General features: G+C 63.5%; 15 protein-coding genes. 4 read left to right on the forward strand and 11 right to left on the reverse strand.

What is annotated here, in order from left to right; genetic code table 11:
• Positions 1-154: 154 nt before the first annotated feature.
• Positions 155-1618, reverse strand: a complete 1464-nt coding sequence (locus KMAL_RS02330; protein ID WP_110094152.1) for a sodium:solute symporter — start codon at positions 1616-1618, stop codon at positions 155-157.
• Between the two features lie 288 nt (positions 1619-1906).
• On the opposite strand from KMAL_RS02330, the gene KMAL_RS02335 reads away from it, so the two are divergent.
• The 3 genes from KMAL_RS02335 to KMAL_RS02345 are packed head-to-tail and all read left to right on the forward strand — an operon-like array spanning position 1907 to position 4818.
• Complete coding sequence (locus KMAL_RS02335) at positions 1907-3088, forward strand: serine hydrolase domain-containing protein (protein WP_110094153.1); 1182 nt, start codon at positions 1907-1909, stop codon at positions 3086-3088.
• Positions 3089-3121: 33 nt separating this feature from the next.
• Positions 3122-4054 carry an N-acetylmuramic acid 6-phosphate etherase gene (locus tag KMAL_RS02340; protein ID WP_110094154.1) on the forward strand — a complete coding sequence of 311 codons (933 nt, stop codon included), beginning with the start codon at positions 3122-3124 and terminating at the stop codon, positions 4052-4054.
• 5 nt (positions 4055-4059) lie between these two features.
• Complete coding sequence (locus KMAL_RS02345) at positions 4060-4818, forward strand: GntR family transcriptional regulator (protein WP_239019902.1); 759 nt, start codon at positions 4060-4062, stop codon at positions 4816-4818.
• Here the strand turns inward: KMAL_RS02345 and KMAL_RS02350 are convergent.
• From KMAL_RS02350 to KMAL_RS02385, 8 genes are all read right to left on the reverse strand, one after another.
• The gene (locus KMAL_RS02350; protein ID WP_239019903.1) at positions 4793-6859 is read right to left on the reverse strand and encodes a beta-N-acetylhexosaminidase; all 2067 of its coding nucleotides are present in this window, start codon (positions 6857-6859) and stop codon (positions 4793-4795) included. The genes KMAL_RS02345 and KMAL_RS02350 overlap by 26 nt on opposite strands.
• A gap of 32 nt (positions 6860-6891) precedes the next feature.
• Positions 6892-7995 (reverse strand): N-acetylglucosamine-6-phosphate deacetylase, encoded by a 1104-nt coding sequence (gene nagA / locus KMAL_RS02355; protein ID WP_110094156.1) that lies wholly within the window; start codon positions 7993-7995, stop codon positions 6892-6894.
• Between the two features lie 49 nt (positions 7996-8044).
• Positions 8045-9013 (reverse strand): N-acetylglucosamine kinase, encoded by a 969-nt coding sequence (locus KMAL_RS02360; RefSeq protein ID WP_110094157.1) that lies wholly within the window; start codon positions 9011-9013, stop codon positions 8045-8047.
• 30 nt (positions 9014-9043) lie between these two features.
• The gene (nagB, locus tag KMAL_RS02365) at positions 9044-9835 is read right to left on the reverse strand and encodes a glucosamine-6-phosphate deaminase (RefSeq protein ID WP_110094185.1); all 792 of its coding nucleotides are present in this window, start codon (positions 9833-9835) and stop codon (positions 9044-9046) included.
• A gap of 31 nt (positions 9836-9866) precedes the next feature.
• A complete protein-coding gene (locus KMAL_RS02370) occupies positions 9867-11069 on the reverse strand; it encodes a hypothetical protein (protein ID WP_146044135.1) in 1203 nt (400 codons plus the stop codon).
• Complete coding sequence (gene gluP / locus KMAL_RS02375; RefSeq protein ID WP_110094159.1) at positions 11066-12379, reverse strand: glucose/galactose MFS transporter; 1314 nt, start codon at positions 12377-12379, stop codon at positions 11066-11068. Before gluP ends, KMAL_RS02370 begins: the two co-directional genes overlap by 4 nt.
• Before the next feature lie 58 nt (positions 12380-12437).
• The gene (locus tag KMAL_RS02380; protein ID WP_239019904.1) at positions 12438-14804 is read right to left on the reverse strand and encodes a TonB-dependent receptor; all 2367 of its coding nucleotides are present in this window, start codon (positions 14802-14804) and stop codon (positions 12438-12440) included.
• A 452-nt stretch (positions 14805-15256) separates the two neighbouring features.
• Positions 15257-16144 (reverse strand): ROK family protein, encoded by an 888-nt coding sequence (locus KMAL_RS02385; protein WP_167400087.1) that lies wholly within the window; start codon positions 16142-16144, stop codon positions 15257-15259.
• A 187-nt stretch (positions 16145-16331) separates the two neighbouring features.
• Here KMAL_RS02385 and KMAL_RS02390 point away from each other — a divergent pair, with 187 nt between their 5' ends.
• Complete coding sequence (locus tag KMAL_RS02390) at positions 16332-17477, forward strand: ROK family transcriptional regulator (protein ID WP_110094161.1); 1146 nt, start codon at positions 16332-16334, stop codon at positions 17475-17477.
• A 9-nt stretch (positions 17478-17486) separates the two neighbouring features.
• On the opposite strand, the gene KMAL_RS02395 is transcribed toward KMAL_RS02390, so the two are convergent.
• Both KMAL_RS02395 and KMAL_RS02400 read right to left on the reverse strand, forming a co-directional pair.
• Positions 17487-18770: an exo-beta-N-acetylmuramidase NamZ family protein gene (locus KMAL_RS02395; protein WP_110094162.1), complete on the reverse strand. Its 1284-nt coding sequence runs from the start codon at positions 18768-18770 to the stop codon at positions 17487-17489.
• Between the two features lie 24 nt (positions 18771-18794).
• Positions 18795-21008, reverse strand: coding sequence for a beta-N-acetylhexosaminidase (locus KMAL_RS02400; RefSeq protein WP_338043477.1), 2214 nt, complete (start codon positions 21006-21008; stop codon positions 18795-18797).
• Positions 21009-21034: the final 26 nt, after the last annotated feature.

The raw sequence follows: 21034 nt of genomic DNA on the forward strand, positions 1-21034 counted from the left end.
CATCCATGCGGGCATGGACGTTTCCTTCGGGCGAACATTCATAAAGGCCACGCCACCACGGAATAAAGAGATAGAGCGACACTCCCCCTTCACAAACGTGACAGCACGACGGCATGGCGCACGTCGCGGTCACGTTCGTGTCACCATACGCCGGTCATGCCCGCAGGCGCCGGATCTGGCGCGACATCATGCCGAATGCGAACATCAGCGCCACGCCAAACGGCACCAGCCATGAAAAGGCGATGACATGGCCATAGGGATGGACGAACATCATCACGCAGCACACCACCACAAGGGTCAGGATGAACGCTGGCAGGACATCGCGCACATCCGCCTGCGCCACGAACATGGCGAACACGAATGCCCCGAGCATCGCGCCATAGGAACATGCCGCCACCGAAAGGCCGAACACGACCGCAGGCCCATGGCTGTGGGAGAAACCCAGCGCCGCGAGCACAAGGATCGCGGCCCATGCCAGCGTGACCAGTCGCGCGAACGCCATCGGGCCGATGCGCAGGCGCCTGGTCACCCATGCGCAGAATGCTGAAAAATCAAGCAGCGTCGCACTGGTCATGGAATTGAGCGTGGCCGACAGCGATCCCATGGTCGCACTCAGCAACCCCGCGATCAGCAGCCCGGCCAACCCGTGGGGCAGGCCATGGACGATGAAGTCGGGAAACAGTTCGTCCGATGCCCCCAACCCGACATCCGCCAAGGGGCGTCCGCCATTGCGCGCCCACAGCAGGATGCCCACCAGCGACAGCAGCGCAAACAGTCCCCCCACCATGAAGCCGCTGCCGATCAGCGCCTTGCGCGCATCGGACAGGTTCCGCGCGGCGAGGATGCGCTGCACCATCAACTGGTCGGTCCCGTGCGATGCCATGGACATGATCGCCCCGCCGATGATGGCGGCGAACGGCGTATAGGGATTGAGGAAAAACAGGCTGGATTTCTGGAACAGGTGGAAACGCGACGAATGCACCAGCATATGCGTCTGCCCTGCCGTCTGGTGATGGTACAGCAGGAGGACACAGGCTGCGGCCCCCGTGACATAGACGGCAAGCTGGATCGCATCCGACCAGACCACCGCGCGCAGGCCGCCAAAAAGCGTATAGAACAGCGTCAGCCCGACAATGGCCAGCATCACCACGGCATGCGGCAGCGGGAAATGCATGGCCGCCAGGATGGCCGCGACCGGCAGCATCCCGGCGAACATCCTTATCCCTTCGGCCAGGACGCGCATCAGCAGGAACGTGACGGAGACCGTACGTTCCATTGACGTGCCGAAACGCTGCCCCAGGTACTGGTAGACACTGCTGAACTGCCCGGAGAAATAGTGCGGCAGGAACAGCCATGCGACCAGCGTGCGACCGATGACATAGCCGATCGCAAGCCCGACAAAGACCAGTCCGTTCCCATAGGCGATGCCGGGGATGCTGATGACCGTAAGGGTGGAGGTTTCGGTCGCGACCAGCGACAGGCAGATCACCCACCACGGCAGGTCATGCCCCCCACCGACATAGGCAGATACCGAATCCTGCCGCCCCGACAGGGAAAAGGCAATGAACGGCAGCGTCAGGCAATATATGCAGATAATCGAGAGATCGATGGGAGACATGCCAATTCCATCATTTCAGGGAGGCGGATCATATAACCAAAGCAATACCACAGGAAAGCCGGGAATCATCTGGTTCCGAAACAGTTTTCTTTCACAACCGCAATGACATGAGGGGCCAAACCCCCTTCATGCCGCCATTGAACGCGACATTCACGATCATGTCATCACACTGCAAGTCAGGATGTCCGCCGGGAACATTATGAAATGCCATTGTTATTGCGATTTCATAATGGTATTACTCCTGTATCAGATAATGCAACGCCCTTCAGCCAGCGGACCCCCTGCACCATGCACGCATTCCCTGCCACGCGACACCTGCGTCGCCGCCATGCCCTGCTGCTCGCCACGGCCGCCACGCTTGGCGCATGCGCGCGCACCGGCCACGGACAGCGCACGACACGACCGATGGCGGAAGTGGACCGCCTGCTCAAACAGGCTGTCGCAACCCATGCGACACCGGGCGTCGTGTGCGCCATCGGGCATGCGGGAAAGGTTGTGTACCGTTCCGTCCAAGGGCAGCGTTCCATTACGCCCACCCGCGAGGCCATGACATGGGATACCGCGTTCGACATGGCCTCCCTCACCAAGGCGGTCATCACCGCGCCATGCATGATGCAGTTGTGGGAACAGGGGCGCTTCAACCTTGACGACCCGGTCTGCCGTTACCTGCCGCAATTTGCTGCGCAAGGAAAATCCGGCATCACGATCCGCCACCTGCTGACCCATTATTCCGGCCTGCGGCCCGACCTTGGCCTGCAGGACAGGTGGCAGGGCCGCGACGCAGCCTTCGCGCTGGCGATGAACACCGTTCCCGACCATCCGCCGGGCAGCGGGTTCGTCTATAGCGACATCAACTTCATCACGCTGGGATTCCTGGTGGAAAAACTGTCGGGCATGACGCTCGATGCCTATGCCAGCCGTTATATCCTGACGCCGCTCAACATGCGCATGTCAGGCTTCCTGCCGCCGGAATCATGGCGTGCGCGGATCGCGCCGACGCAGTTCGATGAAAATGGCCAGATGCTGCGCGGGCAGGTGCATGACCCGTCCGCCCGGCGCATGGGCGGGGTCGCGGGACATGCCGGGCTGTTTTCCACGGCGGATGACATGTGCGTCTATGCGCAGGCGCTGCTCGACCGGCGCGCGGGCAGGCCATCGGCATTCCCGCTGCAGACCAGCACGCTGATGATGATGACCACGCCGCAGCAACCGCAGGGCAAGACCGACCTGCGCGGGCTGGGCTGGGACATTTCCACGCCCTACTCCTCCCCCCGGGGCGAGCGGTTTCCCGTGGGTTCATTCGGGCATACCGGCTTTACCGGGACATCGCTGTGGCTTGACCCCGACAGCAATACCTATGTCCTGATCCTGGCCAACCGTGTCCATCCCGACGGGCATGGCAATGTCATCAGGCTGCGCCATGATGTCGCAACCGCCGCTGCCGCCGCCCTTTCCATTCCCCGGTCCTGACCTTTCCCACCTTCCGCCGGAGCCTGTGCGCCCATGACCCCGAATTCCCCTTCCGCCCTGCCCATCCTGACCGAAGGACAGGACCCGCGTTATGCGGATGTCGACCTGTGGCCCGTCTCCTCGGTCCTTGATGCGCTGGCGGAGTCACAGATGAGCGCGGTCGCCGCCGTGCGCGCCGCCGTCCCGGAACTGGAACGCGCGGTCAATGCCGCCCTGCCCCGCCTTCTGGCGGGGGGGCGGCTGTTTTATGTCGGCGCGGGGACATCGGGCCGGATCGGCATGCAGGACGGCGTGGAACTGCTGCCCACCTTCGGATGGGAACCCGACCGCCTTGTCCTGCTGCTGGCGGGGGGCAACGATGCGATCTATCAGGCTGCCGAGGGCGCGGAAGATCGCGAGGATGTCGCCCGCGCGGAAATCCTGGCCCATGATCCGGGGCCGAACGACGTGGTCATCGGCATCGCGGCCAGTGGTTCCACCCCCTATACCTGCGCCGCGATCGCGACCGCGCGCGCGGCCGGCAGCCTGACGATCGGCATTGCGTGCAATCCCTCGTGCCTGCTGCTGGGCGCGGCGGAGGTCGGCATTTCGATCGTGACAGGGCCGGAGGTCATTTCCGGTTCCACGCGCCTGAAGGCCGGGACCGCGCAGAAGGCCACCCTCAACCTGATTTCCACCACGCTGATGATCCGCATGGGCCACGCCTATCGCGGGCAGATGGTGGACATGCGCGTCGTCAATGACAAGCTGCGCCGCCGGGCCTGCCGCATGGTGCAAAGCCTGACCACCAGCACGGCGGAACAGGCCATGGAGGCGCTGAAGGCGACGGGGTTCAACGTCAAGCGTGCGGTCATGCTGCGCTGGGGCATTGCCGCGGACCGGATCGATCCCCTGCTGGCGGCGCATGACGGCAACCTGCGCACGATCCAGGCGCAGATGGATGCGACGGGCAACAGGGAGGATTGATCCGGGTGGAGCATCACGCACGGTTCGAGGATGCGCTGCGGCTTGATCCCGCCAGCCATATGCCGCTCTACCTCCAGTTGGAGGCACGGTTGCGGCACATGATCGAAAGCAGCCAGTTGCGGCGTGGGGACGCCATCCCGGCGGAGCGCGAACTGGCCAGCATGACCGGCGTTTCGCGCGTGACCGTGCGCAAGGCCATGGCCAAGCTGGTGCATGAAGGCCTCGTAGTCCAGAAGACCGGGGCCGGCACGTTCGTGTCGGGGCGTTTCAGCCAGCCGCTTTCGGAACTGAGCGGCTTTTCACAGGACATGCGTGCCCGCGGCTTCACCCCCGGTTCGCACTGGCTGGACCGCCAGCACGCCATGGCCGGCCCGGACGAGGCCATGGCGCTTGGGGTCGCGCCGGGCACGCGCATTGTCCGCCTCAAGCGCATCCGCACCGCCAATGGCGAACCCATGGCGGTGGAAACCGCCATCGTGACGGCGCGCGACCTGCCTGATCCGTATCTGGTGCAGGACTCCTTCTATGCCGTGCTGCGGGCGCGCGGCCTCGTGGCGGTGCGCGCGCTGCAGCGCCTGCGCGCCGGACTGGCGACACAGCAGGAAGCCCTCTGGCTGCACCTGAAGCAGCCAGCGGCCATCCTGCAGATCGAACGTCGCGCATTCCTCGCCGATGGTCGCGTGCTGGAGGTCACATATTCCTCCTATCGCGCGGACATGTATGATTTCGTCGTGGAACTCAGGTCCTCCGACCCGACGCCATAAGGGCTTCGATCCCTGGGACGATCTCCTGCACGAGGTCGGCAGGCGGCTGCGCCAGGGTATGCGCCGCCCCTGTCGTGGCGGAGGCCGCGACCTGCTGGCGGGCCAGCGCGATTGCATGGCGCGCACTGTCGCGCCAGCCATGCTCCCCCCCGTCAAGCGCGGCAAGCCCCGCACGTGCGAGTGCCGCCAGTTCGGCCGAAACCGGCAGCAGCGGTTGCAGCACCGGATACTGCGCCACCAGGCGCACCATCGCCACATCATTGTCACGCCAGGCCACAAGGCGTGCGCGCAGGTCGGGTTTCAGCGCATGCTGCCCCGCAAGGTAGGCGCGGACATCGCGATTGAACGCCTGCGCGGCAAAACTGTCGGGTGCGGCGATATCCGCGGGCGTATCGAACTGCTGCTGCGTGATCGGCACCTTGTGCAGATACTGCCAGGCCTGATGGTTGCGGGCGTAATTGCGCACCGGCCCCGTCACCGACAGCAGCGACAGCAGCGGTTGCGGATCGGCCGGGGCAAGGCGGGCAGCCATGCGGTACGTGTTCGCCTGCGCCCGGTTGCCCAGAACCTGCAGTTCGTTCTGGATGGCCGGCAGGCGCGCTTCCATGCTGTCGGGATCGCGCACGTCCTGCGGGGACCAGAACCGCTCCGCAATCGCGGCCGTGCGGGGCCATAGCCGGGCGTCGAGCATTTCTTCCGTCACGGTTTCGGTCCACAGCGCCGCCTCCGCCCCGATGACCTGCCTTTTCTGGCTGTCGGACAGCGTATCCGCCGGGTCCACGCGGTAATGCTCCGCCGCGGGTTGCAACAGGTCGAGGTAATAACCCGCCGACACCACGACAGGATGGCCCGCCGACGCGGCGGAGGCCGCATATTTCGGCCCGCGCCACGCCTCGACCATCACGCCTTGCGGCACCGGGGCCTCGCTGACTTCGTCCCAGCCCATCATGACCTTGCCATCATGTTCCAGCATGCGGGCGATGCGCGCGGTGAACGCCGCCTGCAACGCCTTCGGATCGGCATAGCCATGCGCCTTCATGTAGGCGGCGATACGGGGGTTCTGCGTCCATTGCCACCCGCGCACCTCGTCCCCGCCCGCATGGAAATAGGCGTCGGGGAACAGGCCCGCCATTTCATGATACAGGCGGCGCAGGAAAACATAGGTTTCGGGACGGGTCGGATCGAACGCATCAACATAGACCTGCCTTTGATCCATTGCGTCGGGCGTCTGGGCCGCATACTGCGGATAGGCCGTCAGCAGGGCGAAGGAATGGCCCGGCGTGTCGAATTCGGGCACGACGCGGATCGCCCGTTCCGCCGCATAGGCCACAAGGGCGCGGATCTGCTTTTGCGTGTAATATTCCCCCCGCGCCGCCACTTTCTGGATGCGCGGATAGCGATGGCTTTCCACCCGGAATGACTGCCCGTCAGAAAGGTGGAGGTGCAGGACATTGAGCCTGGCCAACTCCATCGCGTCGATCTGGCGCTCCAGCGTCGCGGGCGTCATGAAATGGCGGCTGACATCGATCAGGAGTCCACGCCACGCAAAACGTGGCCGGTCATCAATCACGGCGGCGTCGAGCACGGGGCCATCCGCCGTATGGTCCACCAGTTGCAGCAGCGTGGCCAGACCACGGATCACGCCTGCGGGGCCGTCCGCCGACAACCGGACGCCAGTGTCATCCACCTGCAGGCGATAATGCTCCCGCATGTCCACCGACAGCATGCGCGGGTCACGCGCCATGCAGTCGACCTGAAGCTGCAGCGGGGCGACAGGGCCGTATTCCGGGGCATAGGCCCGCCCCGAAAGCACCTCCAGACGCTTCTCAAACCGTTCCACGGCATGATCGAGCAGCGGGGAACGCTGGCCCTGCCATGTGACCTCCACCCGCCCCGTCAGCGCGACGGGACGGGCGCCAGGAACATAGGATGCGGGCATCGGCATGAGCGCGGGTGCCCCCGCCGCAACGCCGGAGGCCACACCGGATGCTGCAAGCATCGCAGCGGCAAGGAGTGCGTGGCGCATATGCGAAAAAGCCAATATCCGTTCCCCCATGCGGCGCGGCCCGCCGATCAGTGCAGGCGCCGGCCGCCCACCCAGACCTCTTCGATCTGCAATGCACTGTTCATGACCACAAAGTCCGCACGGTACCCGCTTGCCAGATGGCCACGGTCATGCAGCCCCAGATACCGCGCGGCGTTGGTGCTGACGAGGGCGGCGGCATCGGGCAGGGACATGCCCGCCCCGACCGCGTTGCGCACGGCCGCGTCGAGCGTCAGGACACTGCCCGCCAGCGATCCGTTATCCAGCCGCGCCACGCCATCCCTGATATGCACGGTCTGCCCCCCCAACTGGCTGACCCCGTCGCCACCGCCGGTCCCGCGCATGGCGTCGGTCACGAACAGCAGGCGCGATCCCATGACGCGATGCGCCAGGCGGAAGGTGGCGGGATGGACATGATGGGTGTCGAAAATCATCTCGGCATAGGCAACGTCACTGCACATCAGCGCCGTGACCGGGCCGGGACGGCGGCTTTCGATCGGGGCCATCGCGTTGAACAGGTGCGTGGCGCCAGCCACCCCGCCCGCCGCGCAGATACGGCAGATCGCACGCTCCGCCCCATCATGATCGGTGACCGTGTGCCCCAGGCTGACGCGCACGCCGGCACGGGCAAAGGCCTCCATCGCGGTCTGCGCGTGCTCCAGTTCCGGGGCAAGGGTCACGACCCGCACCACCCCGGTGGCGATCGCGTCCGCGACATGCTCCGGGTCGGGGGCGATCGCGAAGGGCGGCTGCGCGCCAAGGCGATGGGGACTGACGAACGGCCCCTCCAGATGCGCGCCATGGACGACAGGACCATCGGGGATCCCCTCGCGGCAGACTTCCGCCACGGCGTTGAGGGCCTCCATCACATCGGCCCAGGGGCGCGTGATGGTGGTGGGCAGGATGGTCGTGGTGCCATGCGCCATGTGAAAGCGCGACAGGCGGTGGATGGCGTCCACGCCGTCCATCGTATCCGCCCCGTCCCCGCCATGCACATGGCCGTCGATGAAGCCGGGCAGGATATAGCGTTCGGGGGCATCCGCGCTGGGCGTGATCTCGCCGATCAGGCCGTCAAAGGACATCGACGCGCCGATGATCCGGTCCGCAAGGACAAGCTGGCCACTGATATTCATGGGTTACGTCCGATCATAAGTCTCATCCGTCTCTGGCTCCGTGCCGGGGTCAGTCCTGCGACAGGCCGGTGCGCAGCCGTTCCAGCCATGCCGCGTCGACCTTCCACCCCGCAAGCCGCGCCGCACGCATCGCCCCGCCCCCTATGGCGGAAAACCGTGGGGCGCACGGCGCCTCCCCGACCAGGCGGGTCACGGTCCCGATCACGGTCCGGCTGAGGAATACACTGCCACTATGGCTCCACGGCAGGGGCTGCCCCAGGCGCGCGCGCGCGGTCTGGACCTGCGCGGCAAGGAAACCGGCCGCGCGCTCCAGGATCTCCACCGCATCGACGCAGCCTTCATCGGCAAGGCGGTTGACCTCGTGCGCCAGTGCCGCGATGGCCGAACGGGGATGGTCCTGGACGCGCTGCCATTCCAGCAGCGCCTCCCCGGCCAGTTCGGGATCAACAGGCAGACCAAGCGCCCGCAGGATCAGGTTCGCGAACGCGGCCCCGTCAGGATGGCGGGTGTCAAGGTAATGCACCACCTTCCCCAGCGCCTCGCACCCGATCCAGTAGCCGCTTCCCTGATCGCCCAGCATGAAGCCCCATCCCCCGATCCGCAGGGGGGGATGGCGGCGGTCCTCCGCCCAGATGACAGAACCGGTCCCCGCAAGGGCAAGGATGCCCGGCCCGTCGGCAAACGCGCCGATGCAGGCGATCTCTACATCCGAACACATCACGATGCCCACATCCGGGCCAAGGGCGTCGCGAATGACCTCATCCTGTATGCGCGAGGACGGGCGCAGGGCGCTGTAGCCCGCAAGCCCGATGGTCGCCGCACGCAGGGGGACCGGACTGACATCATGCAGCAGGTCCGTCAGCGTCTGCGCCCAGTCCGCCTTGTCATACGGGTTGCTGCCGCCCGCATGGCGACGTTCCAGCACGCGGCCATCCGGGGCGACAACGACGGCGCGGGTGCGGGTGCCCCCACCATCAACCGCAAGAATTGCCTCGTCCGTCACGTCATCTCGTCCCATGCAGATACCGCATCGTCCCGACCCGTCCCATCAGGACAGCAGCGCCTTGAGTTCAGGGTCATGCTGCATCAGATATTCGATATACGGGCGGCAGGAAAGGTTGGCGGCCGCCGCCTCGTCCACGATCACGAGGCAGTCGGGATGCATCTGCAGGATGGTCGCGCTGATGCCCGCCGTCACCGGTCCCTCGATCACGCGAGCGAGGATCCCGGCCTTGGTCGCCCCGGTCACGACCATCAGCGTGCGCCGGGCGTCGGCGATGGTGCCCACCCCCATCGTCACCGCGTGATGGGGCACCTGCTCCAGATCGTCATCGAACATGCCTACGTTCTGCCGCCGCGTCGCGGGGTCCAGTGTCACGAGGCGGGTGCGCGACGTCAGGGAGGACAGGGGTTCGTTAAAGCCGATATGACCATTCTCCCCCAGGCCAAGAAGCTGCAGCCCCAGTCCGCCACTGTCGCGCATGGCCTTTTCATACGCCGCGCACTGCGCCTGCATGTCGGTGGCCATGCCGTCGGGCACATGCGTGGCATCCAGCGGCACATTCACCCGGGAGAACAGGTGCGTGTTCATGTACGTGCGGTACGAACGCGGCGATGTCGGTGCGATGCCGACATATTCATCGAGGTTGAACGTCCGGCATGCCGAGAAATCCAGCCCACCGTCCCGATGCGCCTTCACCAGATGGCCATACACCGCCTCCATCGTGCGACCGGTCGCCAGCCCCAGCGCGATATCGGGCCTGGCACGCAGGGCCTGTTCAATGACACGTGCTGTCAGCGCGGTGGCGCGTTCGGCAGTCGGACAGATAACAACCTTCATGATATTCTCCAGTTCCGGCGCGCGGGCGCCGCTATCCCCGCCCCGCAAAAGGGGCGGCCAGGCCATCGAGTGCCCGATATATCCAGTTGAGGTTTTCCCGGCGCAGATGACCGAAATTGTAAAAGGCGAACTCCCGCACGCCACGGCGCGACAGTGAGTCGACCTGTGCAACAAAGGCCCCGGCATCGGGGAAATCGCACGGGGCCGGACGCAGGACCGGACGCAGGGGGCGATCGGCGGGGACGATTTCGCGGACATCGTCGAAACGCGCCTGTATGGCCTGCGTATCGCGGCCATACAGGCAGACCTCCAGCCCGTCACACACATGCGACAGGGCCTCAAGGTCACTGCCCTCGACCCAGGAGCGGACCGGGTTGGCCTGCACCGACGCAATGACATGGAGCGTCGCATCACCCGCGACCGCATCACGGATGTCACGCACCAGTGACGTCACCTGCCCGCAGCGCCAGCGCAGGAAATCACGCAGCGCATCATCCCCCAGCACCGCGTGCACCAGCCTGTCCCCTCCTTCCGCAGCCGTCCCGTCACACGCGCGCGCCATGTAGGAAGACAGGTGCCCGCGCACGCGCTGGCGCAATCCCGCCGCATCCACGCCCGCACGCGTCGCCCCGTCCATGCACGCATCACAGAAACACAGGCCCAGCAGCGTATCAGGCCATGCGTTGGGGGACAGGAGGCTCATTTCATGGTGGAACCCGTGATGGAACGGCTGCCATCCCGGGGTTTCGAGGATGAGGTCATCAACATACGGGTGCGCCGCGATATCGCGGCACAGGGCAACGCCATAGGCCCGCACGTCCGCGTTCGACGGACACAGGCTGTAGGGATAGCAGTCCCCGAACGCATTATGGCACGCAGCCTGCGGATGGCGCGTGCCAAGGGCGGTATTGTGAAACAGGACCGTCCACGCCGAAATGGCCAGGCCATGGTCATGCAATGTCCGCAGCATGTCCACCGCCGGCATCCGTTCGGCCATGATGGGCCTGATGGCCCCGTACCCGCCGGGATCGGTCGGTACGTAGACAGCCCCGTCCTGCGGAAAATATACCCGTGCGTCCCTGCCGTGGGGACGCAGGAATTTTCCCGTATGGTAGGCCGTGGCCATGCACAGCCTGCCGATCCCGAGCGCCTTCAGCCCGGCGGCGAAACCGGGCAGGTCGTCGTGGTCCATGATGTCCCACGGATAGATGTACAATCCGTGACCGGACGTCATGACTCGACCATCATCACCGGGACCGGGCGCGACCGGTTCCGTCGCTGGATGAGGATATTATACAGCACGATCAGGCCATATGACGGCGCCATCAGCACGACAAAGGCGCTCTGCACCCCCAGCACCGGCATGAACTGCACGAACAGCTGCGGCAGGACCGCCCCCCCCGAAAACGCCATGACCAGAAGTGCTGTCGCCTGCGCGCCGCGTTCCTCCACATCACGGATGACAATGGGAAACAGCGAAGGCAGGATCATGGAATTGGCGAAACCGAACAGCGCGACACACATGACCGAGACATAACCCTGCGTCAGCCATGTCAGCACGCACAGCACCAGGCCGCAGATTGCCGACAGACCGAGGTAGCGTTCCTGGGAAAAGACACGCGGCACGAGGAACATGCCCAGTATGTATCCCGCCATCATCGCCGCCAGCGTCAGCGAGGTAAAGAACTTCGTCTGGTCCAGCGGCAGGCCGAGGCTTGCGCCGTACGCCCCGATGGCATCACCGGCCATGACCTCGGTCCCGACATAGACAAACATGCACACGACACCAAGCCACAGGTAGGTCGGCCCACGGGACGCGGACTGCCCTGCCGACGGCGGCGGCGGCGCGGCCTGCGTGCTCCCGGCAATATCGATCTCCGGCAGGGAAGAGCGCGCAAGCCCCACCGCCGTCACAAGGAGGATGGCCGCCATGACGAGGTAGGGCACCTGCACCGCATGGGCGAACTGATCAAGGATATGGTCACGCGCGGCGGCATCCGGCGCGGCCTTCACCCGTGATGCGATATCATTGATGTTACGCATCACCAGCATGGCCAGGACAATCGGGGCGGCAATGCCCGCCAGCTTGTTCGCCACCCCCATGATCGCGATCCGCTGCGCCGCCTTTTCCGTGGGGCCGAGCAAGGTCACATACGGATTGATCGTGATCTGGAGCAGCGACAGCCCCGCCCCGATCACGAACAGTCCGGACAGCGCGCCCGGATACCACCGCATGCTGACGCATTCACCAAAAATTGCAATTCCCACGGCCATGATGACCAGCGCCACCACAAGGCCGCTGCGCAGGCCGGTCTTCTGCGCCAGCAGGGTCGCGGGCAGCGGAAACAGCAGGTAGGAAAGATAGAAACACATCGGCACGAGGAACGCACTGACGGTACTCAGATTGAACGCCACCTGAACAAAGGTGATCAGGGGGCCATTAAGCCACGTCACAAACCCGATAATGAAAAACAGACACGCAATGACGATGATCGGTCGCCAGCCATAGGCTCCAGCCGGGCTTTCGGGATGTGGTGCGGACAACGAATCCTCCTTGGCCCGACAGCGGCGACAGCATGGCTGCCGCCACGACAGGCAGTTATCAGAAACCGGCCGATACGGAAACCATCGCGGCGAATGCGCCACCAACAAGATAGACAGGGGCAGACGTTTTCGCCACGCCGTTGCTCATGTACATGTTGCCTGCGACCGTGCGGGTCGGATGGGCGTTGGTGGTGAAGCTCGAACCACCGGACAGGTAATGGTTGTCGCCGATGTTCATGATGTTGAGCTGGATCTGCGGCGCCTTGGCCGGGCCAAGCTTCTTCATGCGGTAACCCAGCGCAATGTCCGACGTGATGTAGGAGGGGATCTTCTCGTCATTCATGAAGGTCGTGTACTGGGAGTCAACATAACGCAGCGCGAAGTTTCCGAAGAACGTGCCGTCATCATAGTTCAGCCCGATGGCACCCGTGAAGCGGGGCGATTCAACCGCAACCTTGCCAGCCGTGGGCAGGTAGTTTCCGCCACCGGCGTTGAAGTTGTTGTCCATCGTCGCATGCAGGTACTGTCCCGACAGGTACGGGCTGATGTGATGCCAGCGACGCAGGCCGAATTCGATCTGCGCACCACGCGATGTCTGCCCACCGATGTTGATCGGTTCGGAAATCAGCTGGTTGGTGCCAGGGATATAGTTCAGCGACGTAACCTGGTGGTTGGTCATGTTCAGATTGAACAGCGAGAACGCAACATTGTAGAAACCCGAGTGACGGAACCCGATTTCTTCACCAATGGAATATTCAGGCTTGAGCGAACCGGGCTGTTCGACCGCATGCGATGCGTTGGGATCGAAGATCTGGCTGTAGGCCTCGACCGATGCCGGCGCACGGAAAGCCGTGGTGCCGTTGATATAGATCTGGTCGTGCTTCGTGATCCGGTAACTGGCGGAGAACTGGGGCAGCGGCTCGAAATAGTTGCCCGCCTTGTAATACGGATCAGCACCCGGCACGTTGTTGGTGCCCGTCCTGCTGACCATCGCGGCGCGGAAACCGGCACTCAGGATCAGGCGGTCATGCAGCAGTTTCAGCGTGTCGGCAATGAACAGCGTATTGACCTGCTGCTTGAAGTTCAGGTCATACCCGGTCAGGATCCGGCCGGTATCAGCAACCACGATCGGGCTGTTGGAATACGAACCGTTGTTGAACACACGGTTGAAGGTCGAAAGTTCTTCATGCGTGGTATAGTTATACCAGTAACCGACCGACAGCTTGTTATGTCCCGCCGTCCAGTCAAGCGACATGTTGAGCGAAGAACTCTTCTGGTTCCACGGATCGATGCTTTCCGTCAGGATCGAACCGGTCCCCTTGGGGATGCCGACAAGGCTGTTGTACTGCTGTGTTCCCATGTACCCACCGGTCGTCGGGATGTTTTCCCCACCGTTGGAGGGACCGAACTGATGTTCGTAATAGGGCGTGACATGCAGCTTGAGGTTTTTCGCCAGCGTGAAGTGCGACGGCAGGATGATGGTCTGGGAATTCAGGTTCGAAATCGCCAGTCCATAGAACAGGGAATCACCACGGGTGAAATCACCGTCATAGTTGAAGCTGTCGCCATACTGCTTCCACTGCTTCAGGCTGGGCGAACGCCATGCGGTCTGCTGCTGGCGGTTATAGGAGAAGATGGCGGAGATGCTGTTGCCATCGCCCCATTCCTTCACGAACTTTGAGTCGATATGATACCGGAACAGTCCGCCGGGACCACGCCAGTTATTGTAGCTGGTGTGGGAGAACGAGACGAAGCCACGGATACCGGTATTGCCGATATCGCCTGTTTCATAACGGATGAATTCCTTGTTCGCGCTGTGCGTGCCGCCCGCAAGGTCAACGAAACCGCCCTGATGGTGGGAGGGGTTGATTTCCTGTGCCGAAATCTGCCCGCCGACCGCGTTGTACAGCGGCGCATCCATGTCGGGCGATCCCTGGGAGACGGTTACCGAACCAAGGTTTTCGGAATCCACCATCATGCTGGTATAGGGCTGGTAATTGATCGGGTCGGCCATCGGCGCGCCCTCGAACAGGTAACCGATCTGCGCCTGCGTCATGCCGCGCATGGTCATGTTGTTACCCGTCAGGCCAAACGGGTCCTGGCTGGAGTAATTGACACCCGGAAGTTCAGCAACAAGCGACGAAATATTGGCTGTCGGGGCCTGCTTTGCAATAAAGTCACGTGTCACGCCGCTCTGTGAACGCGGGGCCGTCTGCGTCGGCATCAATCCCCCGCCCGGGGTCAGGTTGTTCACGCCGTTGGACGTCGTGATACCGTGACTGGTCACACGGATCTGTTCCACGTTGGAATGTGGCTGCGCATCGGTTGCGGCCGGTGCTGGCCGTGCGGCCTTTGCCGTTGCGGGCGCATGCCCTGCCTTAGAACGTAACGAAGCGTTCGCTCCCCCTTCGCGTGTCGTGACCACGCCCTGCCCATATGCAGGAACGACAACCAGGCTCGCCAATACGGTACAACAGAGGGATAGATTACGATACGAAACGTTCATGAACGTGAATCCCTGCATTCAGGTGAAAAAGCGGCGAAACAAACGTTTTGTTCCGTTAATGGATAATGACAGACCTATCGAAACCAAAGCAATAGTTCGGAAACCGTCCAATGATAGTTTTGGAATGAAAACAAAGTGGATGGAGTATTTTTCAGTGCATTTCAGCCATGAAAATGGTCCAAAAATACTACGGAACCTTATCAAGTCATTGTTTTAGATGTATTATTTTCCCAATACATCGGGACTGGCACACCCCCAGGATCGTAGCATTTTTGTCACAATTCCTATGGGTGCCTGCAATGGGGGCAAGAAAGACAGCGGACCTGCGTTAATTCTGTTTCCAGACAATCAGGAAAAGTGCCGCCCTGCCCTCAATCCCTGAGCCATGACGCCCCGATCAGGCCGGAATCCGCAGGCAGGCTGGCCGGGACAACCAGCGCACTTTCCTGCTGGCGCAGGATGCGCCCGCGCACCATGCGGTCCAGCGCGCCGATCAATTCCACCTGATGCGCAAGGCCGCCGCCAACCGGCATGATGGAAGCCCCCGTTACGTTGGCGACCATTGCCAGACCGGCAGACATGCGATCGAGCCAGACATCGACGGTGCGCCGCGCCGCGGCCTCCCCTGACTGCCAGTTGGCAAGGAGGTCGCGGGCATGCAGCGCCTCATTGCCCAGATGCCGATGCAGCCGTTCGATCCCGCGTGCGCCGCCAATCGTATCGAGGCAACCATGCTGCCCGCACTGGCACGGCAGGCACGGGATGGCATCCGCGCCAGTGGCCTGCGCGATGAAGGGGCCATGCCCCCATTCCCCACCCAGGCCGCCACGGCCGATGACAGGGCGGCCATGGATGATGAGGCCACCGCCGACCCCCGTTCCCAGGATGACGCCGAAGACGATTTCATGCCCCTTCCCCACGCCCTGCATGGCCTCGCTCAGCGCAAAGCAGTGCGCGTCATTGGCCACCAGCACATGCCGCCCCAGACGCCGGGTCAGCAGTTCACGCATCGGCACGTCATTGACGCACGGAATGTTGGCGGTGCGCGTCCGCCCCGTATCGGGCGCGCACACGCCGGCAATCGCCATGTGCAGGGGAATGGCGGGATCGTACCCGGCGGTCATGACATTCAGCGCCGAAACAAACCCCTCCAGGTCAGAAGTCGGTGTCGGCAGGCGTTGCCGGTGCGCCAGGTGATGGCTGGGGTCGGCTTCCGCAAAATCGATATAGGATCCACCGATATCGGCGCAAAGTATCACCGGATCTTCTCCTGCATGGTTATGTATGACGGGCTGATCTCGATACGCAGAACCTGTATCGGTGGCAGGCCGTGCCCACGGAAAAGCATCCGGAATCATTCAACTAACTCACTAAGTTCAACATTCATACTAATTGTCTTCCGGCTTCGTATCAATTAAAAACAATCCAACGGGACAGCCAGTCAGGATGCAGATGTTTACCTCAGGGCAATATCGGGTGCTGCGCGCCATCAGCACGATGGGCAATATCAGCAGGACACAGCTTGTGGATATCACGGGCCTGAGCAAGGCCACGGTCTCGACCCTGACGCGCGAACTCCTTGACCGCAACATCCTGTCCGAACGTGAACTGGTGTTCGGGCAGGGACGCCCCGCCATCCTGCTGGGGCTGAACGCCGTCTCCGCCTGTTTTGCGGGGGTTTCCCTGCAATCGGACCCCGGGCAGATCCTGCTGACGGACCTGCATGGCGAAATCCTTGTCCAGATGGACCTGCCGCGCATATGCGACCCCGACCTGTGCGTGGACCAGATCGCCACCGGCATACACGACCTTCTGGTACAGGCGGGCGACAGGGCCGGCCCGCTGGGTGGCATCGGCATCGCCATTCCCGGCTTTGTCGCGCGCGACAGGCGCGTGTGCCTGCGCTCCACCGCGCTGGGATGGCGCAATGTCGATATTGTCACGCCCCTGAAAGACCGGATGAAAGTACCGGTCTTTGCTGAAAATGATGCAAATGCCCTGGTACAGGGCGAACATCTGTTCGGCATCCTGCGCGACTGCCCGGATTTCAGCATGATCATCGTGGGCGACGGGGGCATTGGCTGCGCGCATATCGTCGATGGGAAACTGCATCGTGGCTTCCACGGCGGTGCGGGCGAAATTTCCCACACGACCGTTTTCTGGCCCGATGGACGCGAACCGGACCGTCCATGCAGTTGTGGCAAGCGGGGATGCCTGGACACCGTATCCTCGCTGCAGGCCATACGGTCCATGGCGCAGCAGCGGGGATTGCCCGGATCACCGGCGGAACTGGAAATGCTGGCACGCGACGGACATGCCGACGCGCTTGGCATCCTTCATACGGCGGGCGGGGCCATGGGACTGGCCGTGGCGCAGTTGGTACAGCTGTTCGACCCGAGCCAGGTGGTCGTGCTGCTGGACGAACCGTTCCGCGAAGGCGTGTTTGGCGCGGTGATGCGCCAGACAATGGAAACCAACGTCATGCCCCGCCCCGACTGGGAAACGACCCTGACCCTGCGTGAAACACGGCATACCGACTGGGCCACCGGGGCGGCAGGCATTGCGACCCGTCAGTTCCTGTTCAGTGAATGACGGGCCGTTTCAGGAATAAAGCATATATTTCTTCCGCGTTTCCATGAACTTCGCAAGTCCCGGCTGCCATGACCGGATGATCGCATCAGGTGCCATGCCCTGGTCAAGCTGATGCCGGACCGTGTCCGTTCCCATAAGGATATCGAACGTCCGTGCATCCTTTCCGCGCCACGGCACCGCCCCCGTCACGGCGCGCAGGGTGGACAGCAGTGTCAGCCCCGTGCGCACGGCGTCAAATCGTTCGCGATCCGTAACAAGAACCTGCAATCCATGGTCCATCGCCCCCTTGTCCACAAAGGCCACAGGGGCAAAGGCGACATCACGGAACGCGACACCGGGCAGCCCGGACTGTTCCATGCGGTCACGCCATGCCGTCGCATCAAGGCGCGGACCGCCAAGATAGAGGAACGGCATCGCCGTCCCACGACCAACCGACAGGTCCGTCCCTTCGAACAGGCACGTCCCGGGATAGACGATCGCCGTCTGCACTGTCGGCATGTTCGGGCTGGGGGGCACCCATGGCAGGTCCGTCTGGTCAAAGAACAGGTCGCGCGTCCATCCCTTCATGCCGACATGGCGCAGTTGCACGGGGCGACCGGACACGGCAGGAATGAAACATGCGTTGAACAGGCCGGCAAGTTCACAGACCGTCATGCCATGCTGGATGGGAATGGCCTGCCGCCCGACGAACGAGGCAAAGCGCGGGTCGAGAACCGGGCCGCCCACGCGGGTTCCCGATATGGGATTGGGACGGTCGAGCACGACATAGTCGATCCCCAGACGCGCGCAGGCTGCCATCGTGTCATGGAGGGTGGAGATGTAGGTATAGAACCGCGCCCCCACGTCCTGGATGTCAAAGACCATCGTATCGATGCCGGAACTGCGGATGATGGCATCCAGACGCGATCCGGAAACATTATAGATGTCATAGACCATGACGCCGGTATTCGCGTCACGGGCCTTTGCTTCGGATGCCCCCGCGGGGGCGGAGCCGCGGAAACCGTGTTCGGGGCCGAAGATGGCCTGCAGGTTGATGCTGGCATCGGCATGGATGATATCGGCGATATGATGCAGGTTGCGCCCGACGCTGGTCGGGTTGGCGACCAGCCCGACCTTGCGCCCCTGCAGCATCCCATAGCCATCGGCACGCAGCCCCTCGAACCCTGTCCGGACCGCATGCACGACATTGCCGTCGCAGGCAGGATTTTTCGCAAACGCACCACTGGCGCCCGCAAATGCCCCCCCACACAGGGCGATCCCGCCCCCCATGACCGCCCTGCGTGTCAGCTTCATGAAAACGCCCCTTTCATCGGGTGATCAGTGTGCGTGGTCCACCAGTGCATGCAGGCCCGGCAGGATATCGATCAGCAGGCCCGAAGGAGGCTGGTCATGCGTATAGGACGCGACGGCATTCGCGCACCCGGCAAAGGTGGCGTCCTGCGCGGCCAGCAGCCTGTTGACGCGCCTGTGCCAGTGACGGCCATGGCTGCGATGCTTTCTGATCGCCTCCAGCCCGACACGCGCCACGGCCGCAAGCTGCTGCGACACCGGCCGCGCATCCTGCAGCAGCGGCGTCGTCGCAACCGTGGCATATCCGGCATCATTGGCCAGATACAGCTTCAGCATCTGCGTCAGCGGGGCGGCAAGGTCCTTTTCCCCGGCGACATAACGCGCGGCCATGTCATTGAACCTGTTGGCCTCGAAACTGTCCGGGGCGGCAATGGCGCCCGGGGCGTTCAGCATGGCGTCGCCACTGTGCGATGCCAGCCGGTTCATGGCGTAATTGCGCACGGGGCTTGTCACCGATGTCAGCACCTTCAGCGGGCCGACATTGCCCGGCGTCAGGCGCGCGATCATGGCGTTCTCATGCGCGCTGGCCTGCAGGCCTGTCGCCTCGAGTTCATGCTGGATCAGGGGCAGGCGCTTTTCCATGTCCGCCACGTCCCGCACCGAGGCATCGGACCAGAACCGTTCGGCAATCGCGGCCGAACGCGGCCACAGGCGCGCATCGACCATTTCATCGGACACGATCTCACTCCACAGCGGGGCTTCCCCACCAAGGACCAGTTTCTGCTGTGCTGCGGTCAGCGGCTGCGCATTGGGATCAAGCGCGAAGGCGTCGATCATCGGCCCCTGCTTGGCGCGCGCGCGCGTGGCTTCCTCAGGCGACAGGCCGACGGCCTTGGGATCGTACGGATCGACCTTGTAATGCTCCGACGACGGGTTCAGCAGGTCGAGATAGTAGCCCGAAGACACCACCACCGGATGCCCCGCCTGCGTGGCCGAGGCAATCCATTTCGACCCGCGCCACGTCTCCACCACGACATCGCGGGGGATCGGCGCCTCGCTGACCTCGTCCCAGCCCATCATGATCTTGCCCTGCCGTGCAAGCGCATGTTCCACCTGCGCGGTGAACGCGGCCTGCAGCGCCGGGGCATCGGCATAGCCATGCTGCTTCATGTAGGCGACGATGGCCGGATTGTCGTTCCACTGCTTGGGCGACACCTCATCGCCGCCCGAATGGAAATAATGGTCGGGGAACAGCCGCCCCATCTCGGCATAGAGTTCCGTCGCGAACTTCAGCGTCTGCGGCTTGGTCGGGTCGAACGCGGCGTTGTTCAGGTTATAGACCTTGTTGCAGATCGCCTTGGTCTTGACGGTGTTGATGGTGATCGAACAGGGGGATTCCCGCTCCTCGGCCGAGGGGACATGCTGCGCCGCAAGTTCGGGATAGGCCTCCAGTATGGACAGCGTATGCCCCGGCACGTCGAATTCCGGCACGATGCGGATGCCACGGTCGGCGGCATAGGCCACGATGTCACGCACCTGCGCCTGGGTATAATACTGGTTGTGGCCGCCGACCTGATGCAGGCGCGGGAAGCGGAGGCTTTCGACACGGAAGCCGGTCCCGTCACTCAGATGCCAGTGCAGGACATTGAGTTTCGTCAGTTCCATGGCGTCAAGCTGGCGCTTCATGGTGTCCACCGACATGAAATGACGCGACACGTCGATCATCACGCCACGCCATGGGAAACGCGGCGCGTCATTGATGGCGGCCTCGTGGATGACCGGCCCCTGCGGGGTCTGGACCACAAGCTGCAGCAGGGTGGCAAGCCCGTGCACGACACCGGCCGGCCCGTCGGCATCAAGGCGGATGCCGTTCTGTGACGTGACGTTCAGGGTATAGTGTTCACGCTCATGCACGCTCAGATACGCGGGATCCGGCCTCGTGGAGATATGCAGCACAAGCGGCGCGCCACCAGCAGCGGGAGCACCGGCAAGCATGGCGAGGCGGCCGGAAAAACGTGCCGCCGCACGCTGCAGCATCGGCGTGGGCCTGCCCGCCCATTCGATGCGCACCCCACCCGCGACGGCGACATCCTGCCCCGACAGAGTGACGGACTGCGGGCGCGGCATCAGCGCGACAGGGGACGTATCGGCCAGCGCCGGCGCACAGAGCGCGGCCAGCAGCGCCACGGAACTGCAGGCAGCATGCAGGAAACGGCGGGAGCGGTGCACGATAGGAAGCATCAGGCAAAAATCTTTCCGTTCTGGGA

The organism is Novacetimonas maltaceti (assembly GCF_002906255.1).
Taxonomy (GTDB): Bacteria; Pseudomonadota; Alphaproteobacteria; order Acetobacterales; family Acetobacteraceae; genus Novacetimonas; species Novacetimonas maltaceti.